This is a genomic window from Kitasatospora sp. NPDC047058 (assembly GCF_040643935.1).
In the GTDB taxonomy this organism is placed as follows: Bacteria; Actinomycetota; Actinomycetes; order Streptomycetales; family Streptomycetaceae; genus Kitasatospora.
Window position 1 is genome coordinate 14,977 of record NZ_JBEYVJ010000036.1, and the last position, 25,438, is coordinate 40,414.

A 25,438-nucleotide genomic window follows, 5' to 3' on the forward strand; every position below is an offset into this window, starting at 1 on the left:
ACACGAATCGGCCAGCTGCCCACGGGCATCAGTCGTGGGTCACTGCCGAGGAGTTGGGAGCAGTGGCAGGCATGCTCACGATGTTCCGCCAACTCGACCACATGCACGGCGCCCGGGCCTACGCTCCACAGGTCGGGTCCTACATCGACGGTGAGCTCAGCTCCTTGCTCGCCCGGCCGGCGGCAGACGAACGGGTGACGCGCGACCGTGCCAGGATCGCCGCTGGCTTCCTCGAACTCGCCGGATACCAGGCGGTCGACACGGGCAACCCCGGGCAGGCCCAGGCGTACTACCAGCGGGCACTGACCCTGACCACCGCAACGAACGACCAGGCGTACGGCGCCTACCTGGTGGCGGTGAACCTGGCGCACCTGGCTCTGCACTGCGGACAGCCGCAGGCCGCTCTGCGGTGGGCTTCCTCCGCGCAGGCCGCGGCGGGTACGGCGGCGAGCCCCGCGACGCGGTCAGCGATCACCGCCGTCGTCGCCCGGGCGAACGCCCGCATGGGCCGGGAGAGCGAGGCGACCAGACTGATCCTGCAGGCGGAGGAACTGCTCAGTGGGGCGAATCCGCAGGACGAACCGGAGTGGATCCGGTACTTCACGCCCGCCTACCTCGCCGACGAAGCGGCGCACTGCTGGCACGATCTCGGCCACTCCCCAGCGGCCCGGACCCAGCTCGCGGACGCACTGGACGGCGTCGGCCGTGACAAGGTCCGCCGTCTCGCCATCGACGCCGCGCTGCTCGCCTCGACCTGGCTACGCAGCGGAGATCTCGATCAGGCGAGCGCGGCCGGCCGCGAAGCCGTGACGTACGCAGCCCGCACCGGTTCTGGACGCTGCATCGAGCGCGTGGCCGGAGTCCTGGCCGAACTCAACGCTCACCGCGACTACGCGCCTGTCCGTGACCTCCGCGAGTACGCCGAGGCGGTGCTGCCGGAGGCCGGCCAGCTCGCCCTCACGATGGCCCGTGGCTCATGACGCGCCGGTAGAAGTCGAGTTCCGCTTGCAGGGCCAGCGCGCGTGACGTTGGGTCGGACAGGTAGTGGTCACCGCCCTTGAGGAGGAGCCGCTGGTGCGTATCGCCTGTGGCGGCAAGCCGGTCGGCGAGCAGCATGGCGTCCTCGGGGGAGGTGATGGTGTCCTCGGTCCCGTGGATCAGCAGGACGGGGATCCTCACGCGCTCGGGCCGGACCGCGCCAGCCGGCCCCGCCAGGACTGCGGCGTGCGGGCGCTGGAAGGCCGGGACCGACTGCTCCCACTGGGCTGGGTCGATGATGGCGGACGTTGCCGTTGCGGCGGAGAACGGGCCTGGCTGGCAAGCCGCTTGGAGGGCGGTGTAGCCGCCGGCGCTGGCGCCGCTGATGAACACGGCCCCGGCCGCCGCGACCCCGGTGGCGATCAGGTGCTCGGCGACGGCCGCGCAGTCCTCGACGTCGTAGTCGCCCCAGTGGCCGTGCAGGGCCTGCCGGAAGGCGCGGCCCTGCCCGGTGCTTCCCCGGTACAGGACCTCCGCGACGGAGAACCCGTGGCTGACGAAGTACTGGGTGGTCCAGTCGAGGCGCAGAGGAACGTCGTCGGTCGGCCCGGGGTGAGCCCGCACCAGCAGCGGTCCGGGCCGGTCGTGGCGGGAGCGGTGCAGCAGATACCGCAAGGTCACGTCATCCGATTCCACGGTCTCCACGACGGGCTCCTGCACTGTCCAGGAGGGAGAGGAGCTGACTTCCCCGCCGAGCGGGAGGGCAGGGGCATCGGGGTCAGCGGCGAGATCGGCGACCCAGACGGCCGGTGCAAGGTCCGGGGTCGCTCCGATCACCGCGACGGTCTCACCCGCGACGGCGAGGTAGGGCTTGATGGAGGTGAGGTTCGAGGCGATCTTGCGCCGTGCCGAGCCCTCGACGAGCAGCAGCTCACTGCTGATGCCGTCACCCGTGATCAGGACGATCCCGCCCGTCGAAGTGAAGTCGTAGGACTGGTAGCCGCCTTCCCAGGGAGCCGGGGCACAGTCGCCGGTGACCTGCACGACCGTCTCGACGGCGCCGTCGCGGAAGCGGTGCAGGTTCCACCAGCCCGTGCGATCGGACATGAAGTAGAGCGCGCCGTCCGGCCCCCATGACGGCTGCACCACCGACTCCGTCGGGCCGCCCGCCACCCAGGAGCCCTGCGGCGAGTTGCCTGGACGGGTTTCGGCGAGCAGGAGCCGAGAGCCGTCCCACGGCATCTCCTGGCGGTCCCACTCCAGGTAGGCGAGGACTCCGTCCCGGAGCCGGGGCGCGGCAAGGAAGCCGGACGACCGGACCAGCACGCGCGTTTCACCCGCCGGGGAGACGGAGACGATCTCGTCGGCGGACTCCCCTCCGCGGACCGCCAGCAGTAAGTCTTCCGTGGTCAGGGCCAGATCCCCGAACTGGTCATCCCCACCCCCGGAAACGGCGCGCACCGCCCGCCGACCCCTTTCATGCCGGCAGACGGACCGGCCGGCGTCCCCGACGAACCACACAGCGTCTCCAGCGACCGCGAAGCTGCCGCCACCGTAGGCATGAAGCTGACCACCGACTGGAATCTGCGGTGGCGTCACCGCGAGGCCCCGGCCGGCGGTGTCGGACCGCATGATCCGGCGCACGCCGCCGTGTTCCGGGTCGGACTGCAGCCACCACAGAAAGCCGTGCGCGAACCGGAGTTCGTCGAAGGCCACCACGTTCCGAGCCACCCACGCGGGCGAAAGCCCGTTGCTGCCCTCGATGGTCATGCGGTCCCCTCGGCCGTCGCTGCCCGCTCCGCCGTAGGCTATCCGGGTACCCGAAGCCATGACCAACCCCCTCGAACCGCCGCAGGATCGGGCAGCTCAGACAACGCCTCCCTTCGGCGCGTAGCGCAGGACGACGACGTCCCCGATGGCCTGGACGCCCAGCAGAGTCATCCGGTGGGCGCTGCCCCCGGGGTACTCGGCAGGGTGGAGAAATCGCGGGGCACCGGCGTCGCCGACCAGTAGCGGAGCCACCGCGAGGTGCACCTCGTCGGCCAAGCCCTGGGCGAGGAATTGGGTGTGGATCTGTCCACCCCCCTCGACCATGAGACGTTCGACGCCACGGTTCGCGAGGTCTTCGAGCATCGCAGTGAAGTCGACGGTGGGACCGGTGCTGACGACGTCGGCCAGGTCGCTCAGGCGCTCGCGGAGCTTCGACGCCGCCGCGTCGGTTGTGTAGACGACCTTGTCGTTGCCGAAGTGCCAGAACTTCAGCTCAGGACTCAGGTCGCCGCTGGCCGAGATCGTCACCTTGAGGGGGTACTCGGACTTCCCGGCCGCCACCCGGGCAGCGCGCCGCTTGTCGCTGTTCACCAGCAGCCTGGGGTTGTCACTGCGCAGGGTGTTGCCACCGATGAGGATGGCGTCGGAGTTCGCCCGAACTTCGTCGACACGGTCGAAGTCCGCTGCGTTAGACAGCAGCAGCCGTTGCGCGGAGGCGTCGTCGATGAATCCGTCTACAGAGGTGGCGACGCTCAGCAGGACGTGGGGGAGATGGCGGTTGGGCATCGCGGGGTCCGTTCTCTATGGAAGGCAGTATCGGTTCGGGGGTGATCAGAGGTCGTGTAGGAGCAGACCGTCGAGTTCCTGCCGAAACCGGGCCACCTCCGGCACGCGGCGCCAGCCCTGCAGCAGAGAGTCGAGCGCGGCCAGTTCGGTGAAGATCCGAGCAGAGCCGGTCGTGGCGGCGATCGACAACGCCTCGATTGCCGTGGTGGCCGCCTGCTCCGGGCCGTCGGCGTGGAGCTGTGCGGTGGCCGCGCGGGCGAGGTAAACGCCGCGGTCACGCCGGTAGGTCACGGGCAGGGACCGAATCGCCTGGTCGAAGCTGGACACCGCCTCGCGGTGCCTTCCGAGCACCGACAGCGACCGAGCGCGCTGTGCCACGACATACGCTTCGTCCAGCCAGCGACCCCGGCCAGGTGGCGCCTCGGGTGGCCGGGCGAGCAGCGACAGCGCCTGGTCGTACGCCTGTTGGGCCGTGCGCTCATCGCCTAGCAGGGCATGTCCGTGAGCACCGTAGACAGCTCCCATGGCACTGAGCCGGCTCCCCGGCCGTGCCAGGTTTTGAGCGGAGGCGGCCAGGTCGACAGCGTCTAACGAGTCCAGCATGTCGCCCGCGAGTTGCGCCTTTCGAGCCAGGATGTAGACAGCGAGGTCCTGATCGTCTGAGGCCCGCGCCCAGTCGACGGCTCGGTCCGCCCAGTATTGGGCGGCGCGGTGGTCGCCGCTGTCCTGGTACAGCCAGCTGCAGAACTCGGCGTACTCGGCCTGGACCTGCAGAAGTGCGCGGCGGTCCTGGCCGGACAGTTCCCGGCGGAGGTCCTGGATCATGAGGATGTGCTCTTGGGCAGTGGCGACGACCTCACGGGGCCCGAGAACGTTGTCGCACTCGACTAGGGCTCGGCGTAACAACCGCATGCTGTCAACGGGGTGGATGTCGGCAGAGAGGACCGGCCGAGCAGCGTGGGTAGCCGGTGAAACGAGGCTCGACAGCGCGGTCATGCTGGCCGCGGCTGAGACACCGCGTAGGAGTGCCCGGCGCGGCATGGTCACGAAGACGATCCTTCCGTCTGACGTCCGGCACCCGACCCGGACCCCGCCGTCCATGAGGACCGTTGCGCCGGCAGCCAGGCTGGAACCAGCCCCAGAGCGCCCCTCGCTCGGCCCCAAGCCTGGTTCCGCATGCCCGTAGGTCCGCACGTCAGCATCGGTACCTCGTAGGACAGTGGGAGCAGACTCCGGTCTAGCCGGTTCATCCGGCATCAGCAGAATACCGAGTCCGCGCTGGCTGACGCCCAGGAGTTCGGCAAGCTTCGGCATCTGCCACGGGCGTGGTTCAGCTAGACCGCGCTCCCAGCGGCCCACCGTGGTGCGGTCGACGCCCATCGCAAGGGCTAGGGACTCCTGCGAGAAGCCCGCGATCTTGCGGTGCTGGACTAGCCGGTCGCGCCGCGCTCCCACCAGGCGGCCCCCACTTCCCTGCCGGATTCACTGCCGTAGAAGTTCCCAGCTCAGAGGCGTCATTGCAGCAGCAACGCCTCATTGATGCATCAATTCCGCCCTGTTCAACAGGCCCTGGGAGGGCTTTGCTTTGTTGGTACCGCGCTACAAGGGCCAGCCGAACCGATTCTGGGAGGCCGAAGTGGACCGCTCGCTGCCCCTCACCGAACAGGCAGAGGTTGGCCGGCTCGGCCCCGCCGCAGGACACGGCACCCGAGCTGGTCCGTCGGACCGGGCTACTTAGGAAGCAGCGGGTCCAGGGCGGGCGTGATGGACGAAGTCATCGGGGCGGCAACCGGTCTAGGCAGAAGTGAGGATGCGCCCCATGTCGGCGTCGAACTCGCCGTCTTCGAGTCCTCGCTGGAAGGCGACCCACTCCTGGGCGTCGTAGCGCAGGATAGTGCCCGCAGGGTTCGCTGAGTGCCGAAGTGCCACGGCGCCGTCCTGGAGGAAGGCGACCTCAAGGCGGTCCGACGGGTCGCTGTCGGGCGCCACCTGCCACACGGCGTTGCTGAGGTCGAGGGCGTAGAGGGCTTCCTTGGCGGTGGTCTGGGGGTGGCTCATGCCGCGACCAGCTGGCCATTGAGGAGGGCGTCCGCGAAGCTCCGCATCGACTGGTTGCTGGTCCTGATCGGCGGGATCTGGACGTTCTTCGAGTCGCGGATGGCCACGGCCGGCAGGGACGTCATCGGGAGCAGTTCCACGCACTGGCCGTTGTTGGCGGTGTACGTGCTCTTGTGCCAGCTGGCTCCGGTGAGGGGGGCTGCGTAGAGCTTCGTTGCGTTGATCATGCTGCTGCCAGTTTTCTCTCGGTCTGCTCGATCAGGTCAAGGCTCTCGTCGGCACTGAGGGCTGCATCGGCGAGGTAGGTGGAAAGGCGGTGGAGGCGCCGCAGACCCAGTGCATCATCGACAAAGACGCTACCAGTGACGGCCTCTGCGAAGGCGGCTTCCGGGGACTCCTGCCCTTCGTTTGTGAAGGTGCTGAACGCGCCGGTCTGCGTTCCGTCCGCGCCCTTGCTGAAGGGGATCACGCGAAGGTCGATGTTGGGCAGCTCCATCATGGCGCGGAGGTGGCGCAGTTGGGCGGCTTGGACGGCTGGGCCGCCGACGTGGAACTCAAGGGCGGCTTGTGTGATCACGCCAGCGAGGCGGAGGGGTTCATCCTCGTGGAGGCGGCCCTGGCGGCGCATCTTGACCTCGACGAGGCTGTCGATCTGGTCGGGGCCGAGCGCGGCGAAGCCGACGGCCGTGACCGCGCGGGCGTACGCCTCGGTCTGCAACAGGGAAGGCACATAGACCACCTGGTAGTCGAAGATGCCGGCCGCTTCGTGCTCGTTGCGGATGAATTCGACGTACTTCGAGCTCAGGACGTCCCCGTAGGCGTCCCACCACATGGCCGTCCGCTTACGGCCCCGCTTGAACAGGGCTTCCAGGTGGGTCCGGTCGGCGTCGGGGACCTGAAAGAGGTCCATCAATGCCTCGAAGTCGTCAGGGTTCGCGCTGCGCTGGCCAGTCTCGATGCGGGTCACCTTGGAGGTGCTGCACCCGATGACGACGGCGACCTCCGCCGCGGTCAGGTCCCGGTCGTCGCGTCGGCGCCTTATGTCAGCGCCGAACGCCCTCCGGGCCGCGGTAGGGCTGCTCGGGATGGTAGCTGCCATCGGTCCCCTCCGAGGTTGAAGCGCGTCTATCCGGCCAGGGTAGGCCACACCGGCCCGGCGCGGGTCAGTGTAGGCAAGTGTGCCGTTCATATGACTGGCACTCCAAATGGCATTTTGCCAGTCACGTGCTTGACGCGGTGCGGCCGATGGGTGGACGCTACTCGACGTGACGCAGCGCACTCCTGAAATCTCGGAGTGCTACCGCTGCGCGGCCCTCGGCTTGCCCTTGAGAGGACACCCATGGCTCGCGAACTCCTGAGACCCCCACGCCCGGTCGGTGTATCTGACGGCTGGGAGGCGCTCTCGGACGGCCTGGCCGTCCAGCGGATCCACCTCCACCGCGCGGAGCTGGAGGAAGCCTCCGGCAAGGGGGCCGCCGAGTGCGGCCTGCCCGCGCAGGCGGTCCCGCTCGCGCTGCTGCGCCGGCCGGAGCCGCCAGCGGACGCGGCGACGCCGGTCGTGACCGCCGCCGGCCTGCTGGCCCTGGTCACCGTCCCCCAGCAGGTCGGCCGCACCTCGGGCACGAGCCAGCTGGCACCCGCCGCCAGCTCCGTGGCCGAGGCACTCCTCGTCGGCACCCCGCAGGGCGCCGTCGCCGACGCGGTCCGCGCGGTCTGCGCGGCGTCCGCCTGGTGGGTCGGCGCCTTCGCCGTCCTGCGCCACCTCGGCGGCCACCACATCACCATCGACGACGACGTCACCGACACCGTGCCGCTCGCCACCCTGACCGAGGCCACCCGCGCGGTCGCCCTCGGCAGCGCCCTGCGCGTCCTGCGCCGCCACCTCCAGCAGAACGGCGACGACGACCCCGAGGTGCGAGCGGCCTACTGCCGGGCCGTCACCGAGGCCGTCGTCACCGAGGCCGGCATGCCCGCCCTGCTGGAAAGCCTCGCCGAGCTGCGCCTGGTGGACCTCGTCTCCAACGCGCTCCCGTGGCGCGGCCAGTTCCTGAAGTACCGCAGCGGCCTCGGCGCCGGGCAGGTGGAGTAGCCATGAGCAGCAACAGCAGCAGCGTTCCGGGTTTCCTCGTCGTGGTCGAGGGCCTGGACGGCACCGGCAAGACCACCCTGCGCAAGGGCCTGTTCCGGCTGATCGAGAGCCTGTACGGAGTGGCCCCGCTGTCGATTCTGACGACGAACTGGCTCGACCCGGCGGTGGCCGCGGACCTGGAAGAGGGCAAGTACCGGCCCGGCCCGGCGAACCGGGACCGCTACCTGGCGGCCCTGCGCGCCGACAAGCGGGCGTCCGTCGAGCAGTTGGTCCTGCCCGCGCTCGCGCACCGGCCGGTGATTGCCGACCGGTGGCTCCTGTCGGAGCTGGCGTTCTTTGCCGTGAAGCACGACGCGCCGGCGAAGGAGACGTATGCCGCCCTCGAAGGGGCGATCGGGGTGACCGCCGACCTGACGCTCCTGCTGGAGAACAGCCCCGAGGCGGCGATGGCCCGCGCAGCCGGCCGCTCCGGTGACGCGGTCCGCGCGGACTGGGACGTCCTGGACGTCCAGACCCGAGTGCGCCGCACGTACGACGAGGTCGCCGACGACCCGTCCGCCTTCCCCAAGCTCGGCCCGATCGTCCGCATCGACGCCTCCCAGGACCGCGCGGGCGTCCTCGCCGACGCCTGGAGCGCCCTGCGCGAGCACCAGCTGCTTCCCGCCCTGCCCCTGAAGGAGACCACCGCATGACCGCCACCACCCTGCGCCCGATAGCCCGGCCGCTGGCCGCAGCCCTCCGCAACGCCGAGGTGAACGGCCGCCCGGTGCGGGCGGTCGGCGCCGCCAACGCCCCCGCCGCCAAGATCGCGGCCGGTGCCGGGTTCGACGCCCTGTGGGTGTCCGGCCTGGAGGTCTCCACCGCACTCGGCCTCCCGGACGAGAACGTCCTGGGACCGCGGGACCTGGCGGACGTGGTCCTCACCCTGCGCCGCACCACCGACCTGCCGGTCATCGTCGACATCGACAACGCTGGCGGGGCCGTCGGCCCGGCCGGCCGCTTCGCCTTCGACCTCGCCCGCGCCGGGGCCTCCGCCGTGTGCCTGGAGGACAGCGCCTACCCCAAGACCAACTCCTTCTCGATGCACCGCGACCAGAGCCTGGCAGACCTCGACCTGGTCCGCACCCAGCTGAAGGAGATCCGGGCCCAGGCCGGCCCGGAGATGCTGCTGATCGCCCGCACCGAGACGCTGATCTGCGGCGGCTCGGTGGCCGAGGCCGTCGCCCGCGCCGAGGCGTACGTCGCGGCCGGAGCCGACGCGGTGCTGCTGCACTCCAAGGATGCCTCCGGCCAGCAGGCGTTGGCGGTCGGCAAGGCGTGGACGGGCCTGGCCCCGCTGGTGAGCGTGCCCACCGCCTTCCCCCACCTGGGGCCCGACGAGCTCGGCGCGGCCGGCTACGCGCTGGCGATCTACGCCAACCAACTCAGCCGCGCGGCGATGGCCGCCATGCGCGAGGCCGCGGACCACTTCCGCGCCAACGGCGCCTTCGACCCGGCCCGCCTCGCCGACGTCCAGGACCTCCTCCAGGTCGCCGACCCCGCCGCCCGCGCCTGCCTGTGACCACCCTGCCCGCCCACCACGAGCGAAAGGAGGGACCGACCATGACGGCACTGCCCAAGATCAGCGTCTCGGTGAAGGCCGCGATCGTCCACGACGGCCAGGTCCTGCTGCTGTCCTACGACGACACCGCCGACGGCGGGGACTTCCACTACAACCTGCCCGGCGGCAAGGCCGCCGAGGGCGAGTCCCTGCGCGACGCGGTCGTCCGCAAGGTCCTGCAGGAGACCGGCCTGAACGTGCGCACCGTCCGGGAGCTGTTCGTCGTCGAGTACGTCCCCGGCCAGTACGGCTTCGACCTCGGCCCCCAGCACAAGACCCAGCACAACTTCCTCGCCGAGATCACCGACGGCCAGAGCGTCCCGCGCATGTCCGACCCCGTCGACCCGATGCAGGTCGGCTTCGAATGGGTACCCCTGGCGGACCTGCCCGGCAAGCACCTGCTGCCGAACGTCAACCAGGCACTCCTGGACGCCCTCGCCCACCCCCGCGACATCCTGGTGGACCGGTGGTGACCGCAGCCGTGCTCCGACGGCCCACAGCGCTCGTCATGGCTGGCGCCATCGACCTGATCACCCTCGCCGAGGCACTGCCCGGCTGGACCGTGCGGCACGCCGACCACCTCGACGGCAGCGAACCCGTCCACGACACCACCGAGATCGTGGTGCTGCGCTCCGGCGTCCGGCTGGGCGCCGAGCAGCTCCAGTACTTCCCGGCGCTGCGGCACGTCATCCGGGCCGGCTCCGGCCTGGACGGGCTGGACCTTCCGGAGCTGGCCCGCCGCGGGATCTCGGTGCACCGCAACCCGCTGCCGGCCGCCGCCTCCGTCGCGCAGTGGGCGCTGGCCGCCGTCCTGTCGCTCGGCCGGCGCATCCCGCTCGGGCAGTCGGCCCTGGCCGCGGGCGTGCACTTCAAGGCGGGCTGCGTGACCCGCCCCCTCGCCGAGGCCCGGCTCGCGATCTGGGGCGCCGGACCGATCGGCCAGGCGTGCGAGGTCGCGCTGGCCCCGCACGTCGGCGACATCGCCTACGCGGCCAGGCCCAGCATCCCCGACGGCACCCGCCAGCTCCCGGCCGCCGCTCTCGCCGACTGGGCGGACATCCACCTCGTCGCCCTGCCCGCCACACCGGAGAACCAGGGCCGGTTCGGCGCCGACTTCCTGGCCGCAGCCCGCGAGCGCCGCCCGATGCTGGTCTGCGTCGGGCGCCTCGCCACCCTGGATGTGGCCGCCTGCCTGGAAGCCCTCGACGACGGCGACCTCGCCGGCCTCGCCCTGGACCCGGTGGAGCGCGAGGACATGCGCCTGCTGCCCCGCGGCGGCCCGCCCCGCAACTTCATCGCCACCCCGCACATCGGGGCCCAGCGCACCGACGTCCGCGACCAACTGGACGACTGGGTCGCCACCACCGCCCGCACCCTTGCCGGCCGGCGTGAGGCGGTGCGCCCGTGAGCACCTGGTACGCCGAGCGGCTGCGGATCGCCCACGCCACCGCCGCGTTGCTGGCCACCGAGCACCCAGGCGCGCAGATCCTGCTGGAAGGCGCCCTCGCCCACGGCCTCGCCCACGCCCGCTCCGACATCGACCTGCGGATCATCACCCCGGTCGGTCACCCGGTCCGGGTCGTCTCGCGGACGGTCGACGGGATCCGCGTCGACCTCCACACCAGCACCGGGAAGGAGACCTCCGACCTCCGGAGCCTGCTCGCCGGGTTCGAACTGCCCCGCGAGGGCGACGTTGCCGCCTTCCGTACCGTCCGCCGCCGCCTTCCCGACCTCACGGCGCTTCGCACCGCCGTCGTCCTCGACGACGGCCGCCAGCACCCGGTGCTCGACAAGGACGAGCTGGACGTCTACGCCCAGTGGGCGCTGGCGGACCGGATCCAGCAGGCGATCAGCCTGACCGAGGACCTGCTCGGCCTCATCGAGGCCCGCCAGCGCCTCGCCGAACACCTGGTCTGGGAGCGCATGGCCGTGGTGGTCGCGCAGGCCGAAGCCGCAGCCGCGGGCCAGCCCCTGCTGGGGGAGAAGTGGCTGCCCGCCCTGCTCGGCCTGGCCGCCGGCCCCGACCGCTCGCCCCGGCCGGTGGTCGCGCTGCCCGACACCGAACGCCCCTACGGTACCGAGCGCGCGTTCCGGACGGTCCGGGCCCGGCTGTGCGACGCCCTGACCACACTCTGGGAACTTCCCGACGCCGGCGACGCACCCGTCCTCGACCCGGCCTGGTCCGGCCTCGGATGGCTGCCCCAGCGCTGCAGCGACGGCTGGGCACTCCAGCGCGGCGACGACCTCGTCCCGCTCACCGACGCGCAGTTCCACTCCTGGGCGGCAACCGCCCGCTCCTGACCACACCCACCGGCCGGAGGCACCATGCCGCACCGCAGCACCTTCGCCCCGCCCGACGACCTCGACTCCCTGTGGCGCACGCTGGAGAGCACCGGCCCCGACACCGCCGTCTCCGTCATCCTCAAGCTGCGCGGTGAGACCTGCGACGTCGACTGCCTGTACTGCTTCGAGAAGCGCAAGGAGGCCCCGGGCGGGGCGGTCGTCACCCGCGAGCAGATCCGCCACCTCGCCTCCCTCTTCCCCGGCCGCCGACTGGTCGTCGAACTCCACGGCGGGGAACCCCTCACCGTCGGCCAGGACGCCATGGCCGCCATCCTCGACGAACTCGCCGCCCAGCCCGCGGTCCTGCGCGTCCACCTGCAGACCAACGGCGTGCAGCTCGACGACTCCTGGCTCGACCTCTTCGAGCGGCACTGCCCGCAGCTGACCATCGGGATATCCCTCGACGGCGACGAGCAGGGCAACTCCTGGCGCCTGGGCTACGACGGGCAACCGGTCTATCCGAAGATCGCGGCGGCCCTCGACCTCCTCGGCCGGCGCGGGCGCACCTGCGGCGTCATCACCGTCGTCACCCCGGCCGTCATGGGCCGGGCCGCCGAGATCATCGACCACATCGCCTCCTTCACCGCGGTCAACGCGATCAACCTCGTCCCGGCGTTCGACAGTTCCACCACCCGGGCGACCGCCGCAGCCTCCCGCCGGGCCCCCGCCAGCCGCGAACTCCAGCAGCAGGCCATCACCCCCGCCGGGCCGGCCTGGGCAGTCACGCCCGACCAGTACGCCCGCTTCGTCCTGCAGGCCGCCGCCCGCTGGATCACCGCCGGCCACTACCGCCGCGTCAAGCTCGACCCCGTCGTCGCGGTCATCCGCCAGCTGCAGGGCGTCGGCGGAGACCACTGCCACTTCTCCAACCTCAAGTGCTCCCATGTCTTCACCGCCTACCCCAACGGCCGCCTCGGCTCCTGCGACGAACTGCCCTGGCCCACCGCCAAGCTCCTCCCCCTCGCCGGCGCCCGCAGCGAGCAGGACGTCACCGCCGCCCAGGACAGCAGCACCCTGCTCACCGGTGCCCGGGGCATGATGGCCAAGTGCCTGACCTGCCCGTACCGGGTGGCGTGCGGCGGCGGCTGCGCCGCGACCCGCTGGCGGATGCTCAAGGACACCGGCAGCGACGACGCCTACTGCGAGCACCGCGCCCGGCTGATCGACGGCGTCGCCGCCCTGATCGCCGCACCCGGCCACCCGGACGGCGCGTTCTGCGAGAAGGCCCACTGGCGGCGCCACGCGGTCAACGAGATGGCCGACGCCGACGCCTTCCTCGCCCGCTGGGACGACCCCGACGCCCACCGCGCACCCGCCCGGCTGGTGACCAGCGAGCACGGCAACATCAACACCGTCGGGCTGCCCGGCATCCACGAGGCCGACGACCTCGACCCCCTCCACCCCCAGTGGACCGCGGGCATCGAACCGCGCGTGCGACCGCTCGTCGACACCGCGACCGGCACCTGGCAGGCCGTCACCTACGACAGTTGCGAGGGCCACCCACACACCGGAACCGACGCCGCGCCGTCCCCGTTCCGCGTCGGCCTACTGCCGCGCGATGCCGCCGAATACGGACGCCTCGCCGCCCGCGCCTGCCACACGGTCACCCGCGCGAGCCCGTTCCTGCCCGCCGGGCTCGCGCTCCAGCTGATCCACACCGACCTCGCCAGCACGGCCACCGGCAGGACGCACCGCACCATCGAGATCCGGCTCGTCCCCGCCGACGGCTCCGACTGGGACACCTACTTCGCCGGCCTCGACCAGGGCGCCCGCGTCCTGACCCACGCCGCCCGCCACGCACCGGCCACCGACCGCTGCCCTTGCGAGCGCGACACCCCCTGACCCGCCCGCACCTGCCGTGCGGGCGAGGGCGATGCACGCGAGACGGCCGCTCGCCCACCGCCCGACCATCATCACCCGACCAGAGAAGAGGACCCATGAGCGACAAGATCACCGGCTTCCTCGCCGCCGTCGACGAGCTGCGCGGCGAGGACTCCACCGTCCGGACCACCGCCCACACCTCCCGCGTGTCCGCCGAGGGCTGGCCCGCCGCCCAGGGCGACGACGCCGAGGGCGACACGGGCACCACCGAGGAGAACCGCACCGTCTGACCCGCCTGACGGGGCCGGGCCGCCATCCCCGACCGGCGGCCCGGCCCCACCCACCGCGACAGGAGGACTCCCATGGCAACCCCCACCCAGCTCGGCTTCCGCTTCGCCCCCACCGACCGCCTCCACCCCGAGCGCGTCCGGCGCATCCACGCGCTCACCGCCACCACCGCACCGGCCGCCGCCGAGCACGCCTTCGCCTACGCCACCGCGCACCACTACCTCGAAGGTGCCGAGGCCGCCGCCCGCGCCGGAGACCGCGACCTCTTCGCCTGGTACACCGCGCACCCCGACGCCGGTGCCCACGCCCTCGCGGCGCCCACAGCGGTCGGCCAGTGCGTGGTCATCGCCCCCGAGCAGCTCATCACCTCGCCGATCTCCGACACCGCCTACTACCTGCTCAACCCCCACACCGGCCCCGCCCCGGCCGGGCACCAGGAACTCGCCCGCGCCGCCTACACCCTCGCCGACGACACCGGCTTCGGCGACCTCCTCGCCGGCCACGCCCGCGTCCTCGTCTTCCTCGGCCGCAAGGGCTACAACGACACCTTCGACAGCTGGACGATCAGCCGCCTGCCCGGCACCGTCTTCGTCGACCACATCGACGACCCCGCCGCCCTCGCCCGCGACCTTATCCACGAAGCCGGCCACAACTGGCTCAACGACGCGCTCGCCGCCACGGGCTGCAAGCTCGACGACCAGGCCCTGTTCCACTCCCCGTGGAAGCGGACCCCGCGCCCGGCGTACGGGTTCCTCCACGCCTGCTGGGCCTTCCCCCTCACCATGATCTACACCGCCCGGGTCCTGGAGCGCACCGAGGGAGCCGGCCGCCGGTTCCTCACCTCGTACCTCGACCTCCAACGCACCTTCCTCGCCGGCACCGGCCCCGACCACGCCCGAGCCCTCACCCTGGTTCCCGACCCGGACCTGCGCGAGCACCTGCGCGCCGTCCACCAGCAGGCCATCGGCCTGTGACTGCCGACGGCCCCGGCCTGTCCGTGCTGGTCCACCGGCCCGGGGAGCAACCCCGGCGGTGGACCGCCGGCCTGGCGAACCTGGAGACCTCCACCCCGATCACCCCGGACACCGCCTTCGTCGTCGGCTCCACCACCAAACAGATCACCGCCTACCTGGTGTTGGAAGCAGCGCAGTGTGGTGCCTTGCGCCTCGACCAGGAGGTCGCCGACCTCGTCCCCGCCCTGCGCGTGCCCGGCGTCACCATCGCCGAACTGATCACCCACCGGTCCGGGATCCGCGACACCGAATCCCTGCTCCCGCTCGCCGGCCTGCGCGACCTCGACCACTACACCGCCGACGACCTCCTCGCCCTGGCCGCCCGCCAGCGCCAGCGCGCCGTCCCCCGAGGGCAGTTCCTCTACAGCAACACCAACTACCTCCTGCTGACCCGGATCCTGCAGATGGTCCACAGCGCAACTCTCGACTACCTCGCCCGCGACCGCGTCTTCACCCCGCTGGGCATGCACAACAGCCGCTTCAAGAACGACCCCCGCGACGTCATCCCCAACGCCGCGAACGCCTACCGGCCCACCACGTCCGGATGGCAGCACACCGCCCAACCGGCCATGCTCCCCGGCGCCGGATCCCTCTCCACCACCCCCGACGACCTCGACCGCTGGCTCGTACACCTGCACCAGAGGTGGATCACCGACGGCGGACCCCTGCCGTTCGAGCGCGCCGTCCCGTACGGCCCCAGCGACCATCCGCCGTTCCTCTACGGCGCCGGCCTCTACGCCGACACCCGCAGCGACCATCACGTCGTGTTCCACTCCGGACACGAACACGGCTTCTCCGCCGCCGCCCACCTCACCGCCGCCGGAGCACGGGTCGTCTGCCTGTCCAACCACGCACAGCTGGACGCGGCCCGCATCGCCGCACCCATCGTCGCGGCGATCGACTCCGCCGACCTCGACCTCCTCGACGCCCAGCTCGTCGCGACCAGAGGTGAGGCAGAGGAGGCGCAGGGCTCTGAGCCGGTTGCGGACAGCGAGCACATCGAGATCGGCGCCTTCACGTGCGAGGACGTTCCAGGAACGCTCCGGCTGACCCGTACCAGCAGCGGCCTCCACTTGTGGCGGAAGGGAACCGGCGACCGGCTCGCTCAGACCGGCAGCCTGACGTACACCGGACCCGGATACGCGATCACCCTCGACACCCAGGAGGCGGTGACAGGCTTCCGCCTTGATCTACAGAGGGCCCCTGGGCTGCTGTACCGCCAACACCGAGGCTGATCCTGGGCGGTGGTCGGCTGCTTGGTTGTGGCGCGTCGCCAGGCGGTCGAATCGCAGTGTGATCAAGGTCGCTCGGTGTCGGCTTCACTTGAGCCGAGTTCGTGGCTATGGTCCGTCGTCCCCCGGTTGGGACTGGCCCGGCTGAGGAACGAGGAGGCTCTCCCTGCGTATCCACCGCAGCCCGCACCTGTCCCGCTTCGTGGTCGTCCCGAACGCTCTGGCGCAGAACCGCGCGATCTCCTACACGGCCAAGGGGTTGTTCCTCGACCTAATCTCTCGGCCGGAGGAGTGGAAGGAGACCTGCCGGCAGATGGCGGACTCCAGCCCGCAGGGCCGGAAGACGGTGGAGGACGCCCTCGACGAGCTCCGAGCGTGGGGGTACTACCGGGTGGACGTGGTACGGCTGCCGAACGGCCGACTCCGCTCCGAGGCCCATCTTTTCGACGTGCCGCAGCGGTCGATGCTGCCGGGTGCCGACATACCGGCGTCCGGTGAGCCGGAGTGCGGTGGTCCTGACGCCCTTCTTGGAAAGTACCTGGTGAAAATACCCTCCCTCCCTGTCGCCGAGGAGCCGCAGCCGGAGGAGCCGAGCGGATCGCGGGCCGAGGAGGAGCAGGGAGGGAAGGAGGACGAACTCGACTCCCGAACGACCGCCGACGGCGGGGAGGCGGCCGACGAGGACACCCGGGCGGCGGCTGTGGTCCTCCTGCGGGCGGTTCGGCGCGAGCGCAGACTGCCGCTCGGCGAGGCCGAGGCGGCGGCGCTCGCGCCGCTGGTGCGGGCATGGCTGGACCGGGGCGGCTCCGAGGAGGGGCTGCGCGAGGCGTTGCTGGCCGGTCTGCCCAGCGTGGTCTACTCGCCGGCCAAGGTGCTGCAGAGCCGTCTCGAGCGCAAGATGCCGCCGCCGCAGCGCCTGGACGCGCCATCGGCGCGCCGCCGACGCTTCGCTGAGTGCGAGGAGTGCCGGGATCCGCTGCCGGAGCCGGGCCTGTGCCCGTTGTGCTCGGGGGCTCGCTGCCAGAGCGGTCCGGATGAGGCGCGGGCGCGGGTGACGGCCAGGGGGCGGGCCAGGGTCCGGGCTGCGATGGCCACCGGGGCGGGCGAGGCCGCGTAGGCCCCGCTGCCGGGCGCGGAGCAGGCCGGTGACCCGTCCTGACATGGGTGAACACGTGTGGCCCCGTGTGGGGCCGGTGTGGCGCGTGTGCGGGGGCGGGGGCGGGGGCGGGGGCGGGGAGATCGTCCCGCCCCCGCACGGCGCGAGCCTAGAGTTTCACTGGCAGGGCGACGAGGCCGCGGACAAGCCGGGACTGCCGCCAGACGAGTTGGTCGGTCGGGACGGCCAGCTGCAGGCCGGGAAACTGCTGCAGGAGGACCGCGAGGACGATCTCGACCTCCGCACTGGCCAGGGGTGCGCCGAGGCAGCGGTGGATTCCGTGGCCGAAGGCGAGGTGGCTGGCGGCGTTCTGGCGGTTGAGGTCGAGGTGGTTGGGGTCGGGGAACTTCGCCGGGTCGCGGTTGGCCGCGCCCGGGCAGACGAAGACCGGGCTGCCGGCGGGCACTGTGGTTCCGGAGAGGTCCACCTCGTCGGGCGCCCAGCGCCACGTGGCGATGCTGACCGGGGAGTCGTACCGCAGCAGCTCGTCGACGGCGTCGGCGATGCAGTGCGGGCTGGCACGCAGGTGTGCCAGGTCGGCGGGGTGGTGGAGCAGGGCCAGCATGGCGTTGCCGATCGCCGCGGTGGTGGTCTCGTGGCCGGCGACCAGCAGCAGTACGGCGAGCGAGAGCAGCTCGTCCTCGCTCAGCCGGTCTTCGTCCTGGTCGTGGACCGCGATCAGGTCGGAGAGCAGTGAGCGGTCTGGGTGGGCGCGCTTGGCGGTGATCAGCTCGGCCATGTAGTCGGCCAGGGCGTGGGAGGCCCCGTCGATGCGGGTGTGGTCACCGGTGGCGAACAGGTCGGTCGACCAGGAGCGGATCGACGCCCTGTCGACCGTCGGCACGCCGAGGAGCTGGCAGATGACGGTGACCGGCAGCGGGCCGGCCAGCTCTTCGACGAGGTCGACCTCGGTGCCGGGCTCCCAGTTCCCGACCAACTGCTCGGCGAGGGCGCGGATGTAGGGGCGCAATCCGTCGATCCTGGCCGGGGTGAACGCCTTCGTCACCAGCCTCCGCAGCCGGGTGTGCTCGGGCGGGTCGACGGTGAGCATGGTGCGGGCGATGGCCGGGTGGAGCGAGCGGGTGGAGGGCTTGTCCGCGAAGTAGGCGCCGGCGTCCTTGGACAGCGGCGCGGTGAACGCCTGCCGGGCCTCGTCGTAGCCGGTGACGACGGCCACGGTGGAGGCGCCGCCGTCCAGCGACGCCTGCAGGACCGGGGACGACGTCCGCAGAGCGGTGTAGGTGGGGTAGCGGTCGGCGTAGAACGCCGGGTCGCTGAAGGGCGAGGATGCCATGGTTCGGTCCCTAGGCCGCTGTTGCAGTGGGCGCCGCTTGCCGCTGGACGGCCACGGCGGTGCGGACGATGTCGTTGTTCGCGTACTGCTGGGAGACCGAGCGTAGCCACAGCGCCTCGGCGCGGAGGTCTCCCGCGCGGGCGGACTCCCCGGTGGCCTGGGGAGCGGGGTCGTCCTGCTCCCGGGCGTCGGTTCGGGCCGCCTCGATTGCCGCGGCGACGACAGCTGCTTCGACGATGGCGGCGCCAGTCGCGGTGCCGGCCTGCCCTCGGCGTTCGACGGCTTCGGTGGCCATGCGCTCGATGGCGCGGGAGCGGTGGTTGTCCAGGTCGAGGATTCCGTCGCAGACCTCCACCACCCGGCGGTGCAGAACGACGTCCGGGTCGGTCTCGACGACCACGGCACGCAGGATGACCTGCGGGCGGACCGCGGTCACGTCCGTCCACAGCGGCAGGAGGTCCTGGGCGGTCTTGCGCTCCCACCGACGGCGCAGCATCTTGGCGGCCGGCCAGAGCAGGGCCGGGACCGTGAGGCCGGCGGTGATCAGCAGCACGCCCAGCAAGGGCGCGGTGAACGAGAACGCACAGCGGTAGGGCGTGACGAGTGTGGTGCAGCGGGGACCGCCGGGGAACAGCTCGACCCCGGCGATGGACGCGCCGGCGTTGACGACCTTGTAGGCCAGGTAGAGCAGGACGAAGAAGCAGCCGATCGCCGCTCCGCGAAGCCCGGCACGGTGGACCCGCCAGGGCGACTGGCTGCTGCGGCGCCAGGTCTGGGTGAGGCAGTCGTACGTGGCGTGCCCCATCACCAGCACGTAGGCGAGGGTGTAGACGTGGAGAAGGACGGGGGCCTGGCCCCAGTGGGTGTTCGTGAACTCGCTGCTCCAACGGCGGTCCGCGGGGACCGAGAAGAAGGCGGCCGTCATCACGGCGACGGCCACGCCGAGGAAGGCGAGTCGGGGCCGGAGCCTTCTGCGGGCCTCGACCTGCTCGTGGTTGAGGAACATGAGCCAGGAGACAACGCTGACGCTCGCGATGAGCATCAGCGCGTTGCTGGCCAGCTTCGCGAGGTCGCGGGTGACGCTGTCCGCTGCTTCCTGTACTCCGGGATGGAAGCCCACGATGGCGACAGCCCAGGCCAGCAGCATGGTGATCGTGCTGCCGGAATGAGCCGGCCGCGCCTGGCCGTTTCGGCGCGGGCGAATCCAGAAAAGAGCGGCTGCCACGAGCAGGGCAGGGAGCCCGAGCGTAATGAGGCGGATCATGGGTGGTGGTTCTTTCCGGTCAGGTGAACATCGCGTTCCACCGCTCGTCGGCGGCGGCGGGGCGCTGTGCGGGCATCACGGTCGCGCGGTACATCCGCTGGACGATGAGGCTGGCCATCAGCTCGGCCTCCTGCTCGTCCTGCTCCTCGTAGGACGTGCGGGCGGAAATGCCGAGAACCGACCAGTCGATCATGTCGGCCAATTCCTCGTCCGAGGGGATATCGGCATAACTGATCGAGCCCTTGTGTCCGCAGAGGATGTGGGCGAGCTCATGGCAGATGATCTGGCTTCGGTGAAGCGGTGATGTGTGTATTTCGAAGGAGATGACCTCGCGGTCCGAATACCTCTCGCGGAGGCCGCAGGCGAAATTCCCTCTCATGTCACGAGCTTCGACGTAGATCGGGCGGCCGATCAGCGTGGAGACCGCCTGGACCAGCTCCTCCTCGCTGAAGCGATGAGGCAGGAGCGGGAGAAGGTCGCTGAGGCGGTTCTCGCAGGCCGCATGCACAATCCCCTCCTGAAATGATCTTGGGTGGGGCCCGTGCTCATTGCGACGGCCTGCACCGTGGTCGTGACAGAGACGATCGTATGCATATCCATGAAGATCGTTTCCGCTAATGATCTTCGGGCGGCGGGAGGGGTGGAGTGAGCCCCTGCGAGTTTGTTTCGGACCGTGACGGAAAGTGCCGGTGTGCATGATGCAACCACTTGGGATGCGCGAGATCACGGGGTGGGGGCGAGTGACGAGGCGTTAGTTCATTACCGAAAGTGAGTCAGCGTGCCCGCGTCAAGACAGCTCGTGATCTGCGTCTCAGTTTCGCATTCGCGTCCCATTTCTGTTCGCACTCCGAAGGGGCATGCCCGGAAAGCCGAAATGCGCACAGACTCGCCAGGCGAGTCTATGCGCATAGATAAGGTTGAAAAATAAAGGACCCTGCGGCCGGGGTGCTCAGGGCGTGCCGGGCTCCTTGGGGTCCAGTCCCTGAGACTTGCGCGCCACGGTGATCATGTCGGCGACGAGCCTGCGGTTCTCCGGGGTCAGGTCCTTGCTGCGCAGGGCGATCGACTCGATGCCGGCGTCGCGCATGGCGTTGTGGAGGTCGCGGTCGACCAGCACCTCGTCCAAGGGTTTGTCGGTCACCCAGATATCCGGCGGCACGTCGAAGAACTTCGCGACCACGACCAGGGTGTTGATCTTGGGGTTGTCGTTGGAGCCGGACTTCATCTGCTTGAGGGTGCTCTCGCTGACGCCCGTGCCCTTGGCGACCTCGGGGATCGAGTAGGGCCCCCGCTCCTGGGGGTGGCGGTGGTCCAGCAGGTAGTTGAAGATGCCGGCGATCCGCGTCGCGCCCTCTCTCGCGGCCTCGTTCATCGGTGCTCCCTCGTGTCAGATCGTCCCACGCGGACACTTTAGTGCCCGATGGTGCCCGAGTGCACATCTCGATCGACAGTTAGCTGTCCCCATGGCCGATATTTTGGTGTACGTTGATCGCACCCGATGGACAGTTAACTGTCGATCGCCTGGTCAGGGGGTGTTTCGCTTCGCCCTGGATGAGGTGGGCGGCAGGGGGAACCGGCAGCAGATTGCTGCCGAGACCGAGTCCGCGGGCCGTCCTCGGCGGGCGTCCGGAGATTGCAGCTCCTTGATGCCACCCGCCGAGGGCGCGGATCACGTCCGAAGCAGCTCGGCCAGCCTGTTCCACCATGCGGCCGGTCTGCTCCACCGCCCAGGAGTCTCCCATGCCCATCCTCGCGGGTACAGCCGGGTCGCCGTCGCGACCGGCCACCACCGAGATCGCCACCGCCCCGGCCTCCTTCGTCGAGATTCTCGCCGGCCTCCTCGAACCGCGCGCCGCCGTCGTGCGACTGGACGCCGGTACCGGCGGCTTCCCCCGCACCGCCGGCGCGTTCGACGCCGAGGGCCAAGCGGTCCCGCAGCCCCTCGCCTACCGGCAGGCCGCAGCCCGGTGGATCGTCCAGTGCTTCCCCGGCCTGGACCCCGACCACGCCCACGAGCTCGACCTCGCCACCGGCCGCCTGACGGCAGTGGTCGCCGCCGACACGGCCGCCGTGGCCGCCTGACCGGGAAGTCCCCCCGACACAGCCCGACCGTCTCCGACCCGCAGGCCCACGGCCGCCGCGACGTCGGCTGATCAACCCTGCCCCGGTCCGCGCCGTGAGAGCCCCCGGCTGTCCCTCCCGAGCGAGACAGCCCCCTGCCGGTGACACCGCAGGAGAGCCTCCACCGCGCACAGCCGCCCGCACCCGCCGCCTCGCCCCGATCGCCCGGGGCGCCGGCCGCCATGCCCAGCGAGGACTTCCGTGCCCAGCACCACCCTGTCCGACCGCGCCGCCGAGGCGCACAGCACGGAGATGGCGACGAGCGCCTCCGGCCTGCTCGTTCCCGATCCTGCCCAGTGGATATCGACCACCACCGGCCGCATCGCGCCGGACACCTACACCTGGTTGCAGGCTGTCCACTGGGCGTCCGACACCCAGGCCCACGCCCCGGCTCGCGCCCACGGTCCGCGGTTCGGCCGCACCACACTCCGGATCGCCCAGCTGCTCGCCCAGCTCACCCCGTGCAGACCGGGCGTCGGCTATCTCGTGCGGATGCTGAAGGTCTCCGAGCGCACCGTGCAGTACCACTTGTCGATCCTCCGGGAGTCCGGCCTGCTCAGCTACACCAGCAAGGGCAGCCGTGTACGCCAGGTGGGTGGCCGGGCCAGCGAGTTCGTCCGCACCATCCCGAAGCGGTTCGACGAGGCCATCGGCCTGCGGACCGCCGAGTCCGAGACCTTCATCCGCAAGGTCGTCGGCGTCGCCTCGGACGAAGGCCGCCACACCCTCGCGCAGCTGGGCAAGAAGGCCCGCCGAACGGTCCGCCGAACCAAGCGGCGCAGCCCCGGAAGGGCCGGCAACCGCTCCTCGTCGACCTCCCCCCGTTGCACCCCAATGGGGGTCGGTGCTGTCACGTCTTCTCCTGCAGCACCTACCAACAATCCCTCTGAGAACGACGTCGCGAACGGGAACGACCAGCAGCACCAGGGGGAACGGAAGGCCCGTCGGCAGCTGAACCAGGTCGGTCGCCGCCACCAGCTCGGCCTCGAACTCGTCCGCCAGGTCGCCTGGCTCAGCGGCAGCCCCGTGCCGCGGGTCGCTTGGGCCGTACGCCACCTCGCCGACGCCGGGTGGACCGCCCACCAGGTCATCGCCGTACTCGCCCAGCGGACCCCGGCCACCCGGATCCACCGCCCGGTCGGATTCCTCACCGCCCGCCTGGCCGGAGCCGAGCTGCTGTACGACACCGAGGCCAAGCGCGAGGCGATCACCGCCTGGTGGCGCGACTCTCCGCAGGCCGCCCGCGAGCGCCACGCCGAGTGGTCCGGCACCTGGCAGGCACCGCGCAGCTCCGCGGTCCGGACCCTCGTCCAGGGCGCCTGGGCGAGAGCACGGGAGACCTTCCGCCAGCCGGCGGCCGTCCTTGACGACCGGCCCACCGGCGAAGAACACCGCGAGGCCCGCACCACGGCGTGGCGCCAGTACCTCAGCGGCAGACCCTCCCTGGTCACCTCCGCCCTGGCCATCGCCGGCCGCGAGCAGGCCGAGCAGATCTACGGCCGAGACCTCGTCGAGCGCGTCCTGCGCCTGCGCTCCACCACCAGCCACCTCCGAACAGGAACAGCACGATGACCGACAACCAGCCCGCCACCGGGATCGACCTCGCCCGACTCGCCCTGCGCCGCGCCCGCGCCGACGCCGCCAAGCGCTCCGAAACCGTGGTGAAGGCCCGGGCCACCTGGCCGACGAGCGCACCCCGGCGCGGCAGGGCCGACCCGATGGGCCTCGGAGCGGCCCTGTCCGACCTGATGGTCCAGCACGCCTGGGAGGCACCGCTCGCCGGCGGCGGACTGCTCGACCTCTGGCCGGCCGCCGTCGGAGAACTCGCCAACCACGTCACCGCGGTGAGCTTCGACCACCAGACCGGCCGCCTCGACGTCCGCGCCGACTCTCCGGCCTACGCCACCCACGTCCGCACCCTCGCCCCGGCACTCGTCGCAACGCTCAACCAGGCCAACGGAGAAACGATCCTGCGCACCATCCGAGTGCTGGGCACCCACCGAGCCCAGGCCGCAGCGGCAACCCGACCGGCCGCCCGCAACGGAGCCCCCGCGCCGGAACCCAAGATCAAGACCCGGGAAGACGCCTCACCCGGCTACCTGCGGGCCCTGGCCCAACTCCAGGCCAGCCGCCCGAGCGCGCCCGCGGACTCCAGGACGAGCCCGGCAGTCGACCGGCGGATCAGATCGCTGGCCAGAGGCCCGGAGACGGCACCCCGTCTCTCCGGCCCCAGCCCGCGCTAGCCACCGGCGGGCCGGCGCGACCGACCCTGATCGCGCCGACCCGCCCCTCGAACCTCCGCGCCCCGGCCGCGGACTCACCCGGAGACCCAACCCCGTGTCCACCATCACCTCGATCGCCACCCGCCGCCGCGACAACACCTGGGTGCAGCGCGCCGCCTGCGCCGGCACCGCCGCGCCTGACCGCTTCTACTCCCTGCCCGACCAGGCCGAAGAGGTCCAGGCAGCCAAGGCCCTGTGCAGCCGCTGCCCCGTCAGTGACGAGTGCCTCACCGAAGCGCTGGAGACCAACGACCGCTACGGAATCCGCGGCGGCATCACCGAGAGCGAGCGGCTCGTACTGCACCGCCTCGGCACCGTTCGATGGGAAGAGGAGCGCGTCCTCGCCGCCCTCAACGGCCGTCCGGCCAACCTCTCCCCGCAGGAGAAGCACAGCGTCTCCGTCATCGCCGCCATCCTCGACCTCGACCCGCAGATCTGGGCACCAGTGCTCGGCATCGGCCGCAAACGGGCACTTACTCGACTGCGCGAAGCCCGCGCCCAGCTCGAGAAGCAACCCTTCCTGCTGCGGCGCGAGCAGCGCATCGCCGCCGCGTTCACCCCGGCGACCACGGTGGTGGCGGCGTGAGCGATACCACCGGGCCGAGCCGGATGTCCCGATGGGACAAGGCCGCGATCGGCGTGATGGGCGCGGTCGGCGGAACTCTGAGCTACGACGCCTTGCAGCAGATGGCCGTCGCCATGCACGTCCGCCCCGAACTCTCCTATCTCTTCCCGGTCGCCATCGACGGGTTCATCGCGTACGGCGTGCGGGCGCTGGTGGTGCTGAAGGAGGCACCGCTGCGGGCCCGTGTCTACACCTGGTCGGTGTTCGGCGGAGCCACGGCCACCAGCGTCTGGGCCAACTGGACCCACGCCGTCAGCTTGAACGGCGAGACCACAGCAGCCGGCCAGGGATTCCACCTGAGCAACCCCGCGGTCGGCGCGCTCAGCACCATCGCCCCGCTGGTACTCGGCGGCGCCACCCACCTGTACATCGTCATGTCGCGGCACACCTCTACCGCGCAGCCCAGCCCGGCTGACGAGCAGACCGAGACGAACGGGACAGCTCAGACCGACCAGACCGACCGGACCGACTCCGACGAGCCGACCACGGTCCGGTCCTGGTTGCGAACCCGCTTCCGCCGCAACCGATCCGACACCCAGGAACTCGACCACACCCAGGCCCTCGCCGAACAACCGCGGCTCCGCCTCGTCGGTGCTCCCGTGTCGGGTCCGTCCGGTCCGGTCCCCGTGTCGGGTCCGTCCGGTCCGGTCCCCGTGTCGGGTCCGTCCGGTCCGGTCCCCGTGTCGGGTCCGTCCGGTCCGGTCCCCGTGTCGGGTCC

General features: G+C 71.2%; 27 protein-coding genes and 1 pseudogene. 17 read left to right on the forward strand and 11 right to left on the reverse strand.

Features of this window, described 5'->3' with window-relative positions:
* Positions 1 to 62 precede the first annotated feature (62 nt).
* Positions 63 to 980 carry a hypothetical protein gene (locus ABZ885_RS08360; protein ID WP_360184986.1) on the forward strand — a complete coding sequence of 306 codons (918 nt, stop codon included), beginning with the start codon at positions 63 to 65 and terminating at the stop codon, positions 978 to 980.
* Here ABZ885_RS08360 and ABZ885_RS08365 read toward each other — a convergent pair.
* From ABZ885_RS08365 to ABZ885_RS08395, 7 genes and pseudogenes are all read right to left on the reverse strand, one after another.
* Positions 958 to 2,748, reverse strand: coding sequence for a prolyl oligopeptidase family serine peptidase (locus ABZ885_RS08365; protein ID WP_360184912.1), 1,791 nt, complete (start codon positions 2,746 to 2,748; stop codon positions 958 to 960). The two genes, ABZ885_RS08360 and ABZ885_RS08365, sit on opposite strands and share 23 nt — an antisense overlap.
* Before the next feature lie 96 nt (positions 2,749 to 2,844).
* Positions 2,845 to 3,534 (reverse strand): RibD family protein, encoded by a 690-nt coding sequence (locus ABZ885_RS08370; RefSeq protein WP_360184915.1) that lies wholly within the window; start codon positions 3,532 to 3,534, stop codon positions 2,845 to 2,847.
* A 45-nt stretch (positions 3,535 to 3,579) separates the two neighbouring features.
* A complete protein-coding gene (locus ABZ885_RS08375; protein ID WP_360184989.1) occupies positions 3,580 to 4,359 on the reverse strand; it encodes a DNA-binding protein in 780 nt (259 codons plus the stop codon).
* A 465-nt stretch (positions 4,360 to 4,824) separates the two neighbouring features.
* Positions 4,825 to 4,989: pseudogene (locus tag ABZ885_RS08380) on the reverse strand (helix-turn-helix transcriptional regulator); the annotation flags it as partial.
* A 339-nt stretch (positions 4,990 to 5,328) separates the two neighbouring features.
* Positions 5,329 to 5,592 (reverse strand): DUF397 domain-containing protein, encoded by a 264-nt coding sequence (locus tag ABZ885_RS08385; RefSeq protein ID WP_360184918.1) that lies wholly within the window; start codon positions 5,590 to 5,592, stop codon positions 5,329 to 5,331.
* The gene (locus tag ABZ885_RS08390) at positions 5,589 to 5,819 is read right to left on the reverse strand and encodes a DUF397 domain-containing protein (protein WP_360184921.1); all 231 of its coding nucleotides are present in this window, start codon (positions 5,817 to 5,819) and stop codon (positions 5,589 to 5,591) included. The genes ABZ885_RS08385 and ABZ885_RS08390 overlap by 4 nt, the downstream gene beginning before the upstream one ends.
* Positions 5,816 to 6,781: a helix-turn-helix transcriptional regulator gene (locus ABZ885_RS08395; RefSeq protein ID WP_360184924.1), complete on the reverse strand. Its 966-nt coding sequence runs from the start codon at positions 6,779 to 6,781 to the stop codon at positions 5,816 to 5,818. The genes ABZ885_RS08390 and ABZ885_RS08395 overlap by 4 nt, the downstream gene beginning before the upstream one ends.
* Positions 6,782 to 6,931: 150 nt before the next feature.
* Here ABZ885_RS08395 and ABZ885_RS08400 point away from each other — a divergent pair, with 150 nt between their 5' ends.
* The 11 genes from ABZ885_RS08400 (at position 6,932) to ABZ885_RS08450 (ending at position 17,095) form a co-directional block, all read left to right on the forward strand.
* Positions 6,932 to 7,681: a hypothetical protein gene (locus ABZ885_RS08400; RefSeq protein ID WP_360184927.1), complete on the forward strand. Its 750-nt coding sequence runs from the start codon at positions 6,932 to 6,934 to the stop codon at positions 7,679 to 7,681.
* A gap of 2 nt (positions 7,682 to 7,683) precedes the next feature.
* Positions 7,684 to 8,373 (forward strand): thymidylate kinase, encoded by a 690-nt coding sequence (locus tag ABZ885_RS08405; protein WP_360184930.1) that lies wholly within the window; start codon positions 7,684 to 7,686, stop codon positions 8,371 to 8,373.
* Complete coding sequence (locus ABZ885_RS08410) at positions 8,370 to 9,242, forward strand: isocitrate lyase/phosphoenolpyruvate mutase family protein (protein WP_360184933.1); 873 nt, start codon at positions 8,370 to 8,372, stop codon at positions 9,240 to 9,242. The genes ABZ885_RS08405 and ABZ885_RS08410 overlap by 4 nt, the downstream gene beginning before the upstream one ends.
* Before the next feature lie 41 nt (positions 9,243 to 9,283).
* Entirely contained in the window at positions 9,284 to 9,754 is a 471-nt protein-coding gene (locus ABZ885_RS08415) for an NUDIX domain-containing protein (RefSeq protein WP_360184935.1), read from the forward strand.
* Positions 9,755 to 9,789: 35 nt separating this feature from the next.
* Positions 9,790 to 10,689 (forward strand): NAD(P)-dependent oxidoreductase, encoded by a 900-nt coding sequence (locus ABZ885_RS08420; RefSeq protein ID WP_360184938.1) that lies wholly within the window; start codon positions 9,790 to 9,792, stop codon positions 10,687 to 10,689.
* Complete coding sequence (locus tag ABZ885_RS08425; protein ID WP_360184940.1) at positions 10,686 to 11,582, forward strand: hypothetical protein; 897 nt, start codon at positions 10,686 to 10,688, stop codon at positions 11,580 to 11,582. Before ABZ885_RS08420 ends, ABZ885_RS08425 begins: the two co-directional genes overlap by 4 nt.
* A 24-nt stretch (positions 11,583 to 11,606) precedes the next feature.
* Entirely contained in the window at positions 11,607 to 13,466 is a 1,860-nt protein-coding gene (locus ABZ885_RS08430) for a radical SAM protein (RefSeq protein WP_360184943.1), read from the forward strand.
* Positions 13,467 to 13,561: 95 nt separating this feature from the next.
* Complete coding sequence (locus ABZ885_RS08435) at positions 13,562 to 13,735, forward strand: hypothetical protein (protein WP_360184946.1); 174 nt, start codon at positions 13,562 to 13,564, stop codon at positions 13,733 to 13,735.
* A gap of 72 nt (positions 13,736 to 13,807) precedes the next feature.
* Positions 13,808 to 14,707, forward strand: a complete 900-nt coding sequence (locus ABZ885_RS08440) for an HEXXH motif-containing putative peptide modification protein (protein ID WP_360184948.1) — start codon at positions 13,808 to 13,810, stop codon at positions 14,705 to 14,707.
* On the forward strand, positions 14,704 to 15,981 hold the full coding sequence (locus ABZ885_RS08445; protein WP_360184950.1) for a serine hydrolase domain-containing protein: 1,278 nt from the start codon (positions 14,704 to 14,706) through the stop codon (positions 15,979 to 15,981). Before ABZ885_RS08440 ends, ABZ885_RS08445 begins: the two co-directional genes overlap by 4 nt.
* Positions 15,982 to 16,291: 310 nt before the next feature.
* Entirely contained in the window at positions 16,292 to 17,095 is an 804-nt protein-coding gene (locus ABZ885_RS08450; protein ID WP_360184953.1) for a hypothetical protein, read from the forward strand.
* Between the two features lie 148 nt (positions 17,096 to 17,243).
* Here ABZ885_RS08450 and ABZ885_RS08455 read toward each other — a convergent pair whose 3' ends face one another.
* The 4 genes from ABZ885_RS08455 to ABZ885_RS08470 all read right to left on the reverse strand — a co-directional run bounded on the left by ABZ885_RS08455 (position 17,244) and on the right by ABZ885_RS08470 (position 21,064).
* On the reverse strand, positions 17,244 to 18,428 hold the full coding sequence (locus ABZ885_RS08455) for a cytochrome P450 (protein WP_360184956.1): 1,185 nt from the start codon (positions 18,426 to 18,428) through the stop codon (positions 17,244 to 17,246).
* 10 nt (positions 18,429 to 18,438) lie between these two features.
* Positions 18,439 to 19,692 carry an MAB_1171c family putative transporter gene (locus ABZ885_RS08460; protein ID WP_360184959.1) on the reverse strand — a complete coding sequence of 418 codons (1,254 nt, stop codon included), beginning with the start codon at positions 19,690 to 19,692 and terminating at the stop codon, positions 18,439 to 18,441.
* Between the two features lie 19 nt (positions 19,693 to 19,711).
* Positions 19,712 to 20,200 (reverse strand): regulator component, encoded by a 489-nt coding sequence (locus ABZ885_RS08465; protein ID WP_360184962.1) that lies wholly within the window; start codon positions 20,198 to 20,200, stop codon positions 19,712 to 19,714.
* 441 nt (positions 20,201 to 20,641) lie between these two features.
* Positions 20,642 to 21,064 carry a helix-turn-helix transcriptional regulator gene (locus ABZ885_RS08470; RefSeq protein ID WP_360184965.1) on the reverse strand — a complete coding sequence of 141 codons (423 nt, stop codon included), beginning with the start codon at positions 21,062 to 21,064 and terminating at the stop codon, positions 20,642 to 20,644.
* A gap of 368 nt (positions 21,065 to 21,432) precedes the next feature.
* Between ABZ885_RS08470 and ABZ885_RS08475 the strand changes: the two genes are divergently transcribed.
* The 5 genes from ABZ885_RS08475 to ABZ885_RS08495 form a co-directional block, all read left to right on the forward strand.
* On the forward strand, positions 21,433 to 21,774 hold the full coding sequence (locus ABZ885_RS08475) for a hypothetical protein (protein ID WP_360184967.1): 342 nt from the start codon (positions 21,433 to 21,435) through the stop codon (positions 21,772 to 21,774).
* 240 nt (positions 21,775 to 22,014) lie between these two features.
* The gene (locus ABZ885_RS08480; RefSeq protein ID WP_360184970.1) at positions 22,015 to 23,385 is read left to right on the forward strand and encodes a helix-turn-helix domain-containing protein; all 1,371 of its coding nucleotides are present in this window, start codon (positions 22,015 to 22,017) and stop codon (positions 23,383 to 23,385) included.
* On the forward strand, positions 23,382 to 24,056 hold the full coding sequence (locus ABZ885_RS08485; RefSeq protein WP_360184973.1) for a DUF721 domain-containing protein: 675 nt from the start codon (positions 23,382 to 23,384) through the stop codon (positions 24,054 to 24,056). Before ABZ885_RS08480 ends, ABZ885_RS08485 begins: the two co-directional genes overlap by 4 nt.
* A gap of 94 nt (positions 24,057 to 24,150) precedes the next feature.
* Entirely contained in the window at positions 24,151 to 24,681 is a 531-nt protein-coding gene (locus ABZ885_RS08490) for a WhiB family transcriptional regulator (protein ID WP_360184976.1), read from the forward strand.
* Positions 24,678 to 25,438, forward strand: a 761-nt coding sequence (locus ABZ885_RS08495) for a DUF2637 domain-containing protein (RefSeq protein WP_360184979.1), incomplete at its 3' end; no start/stop codon positions are given. The genes ABZ885_RS08490 and ABZ885_RS08495, both read left to right, overlap by 4 nt.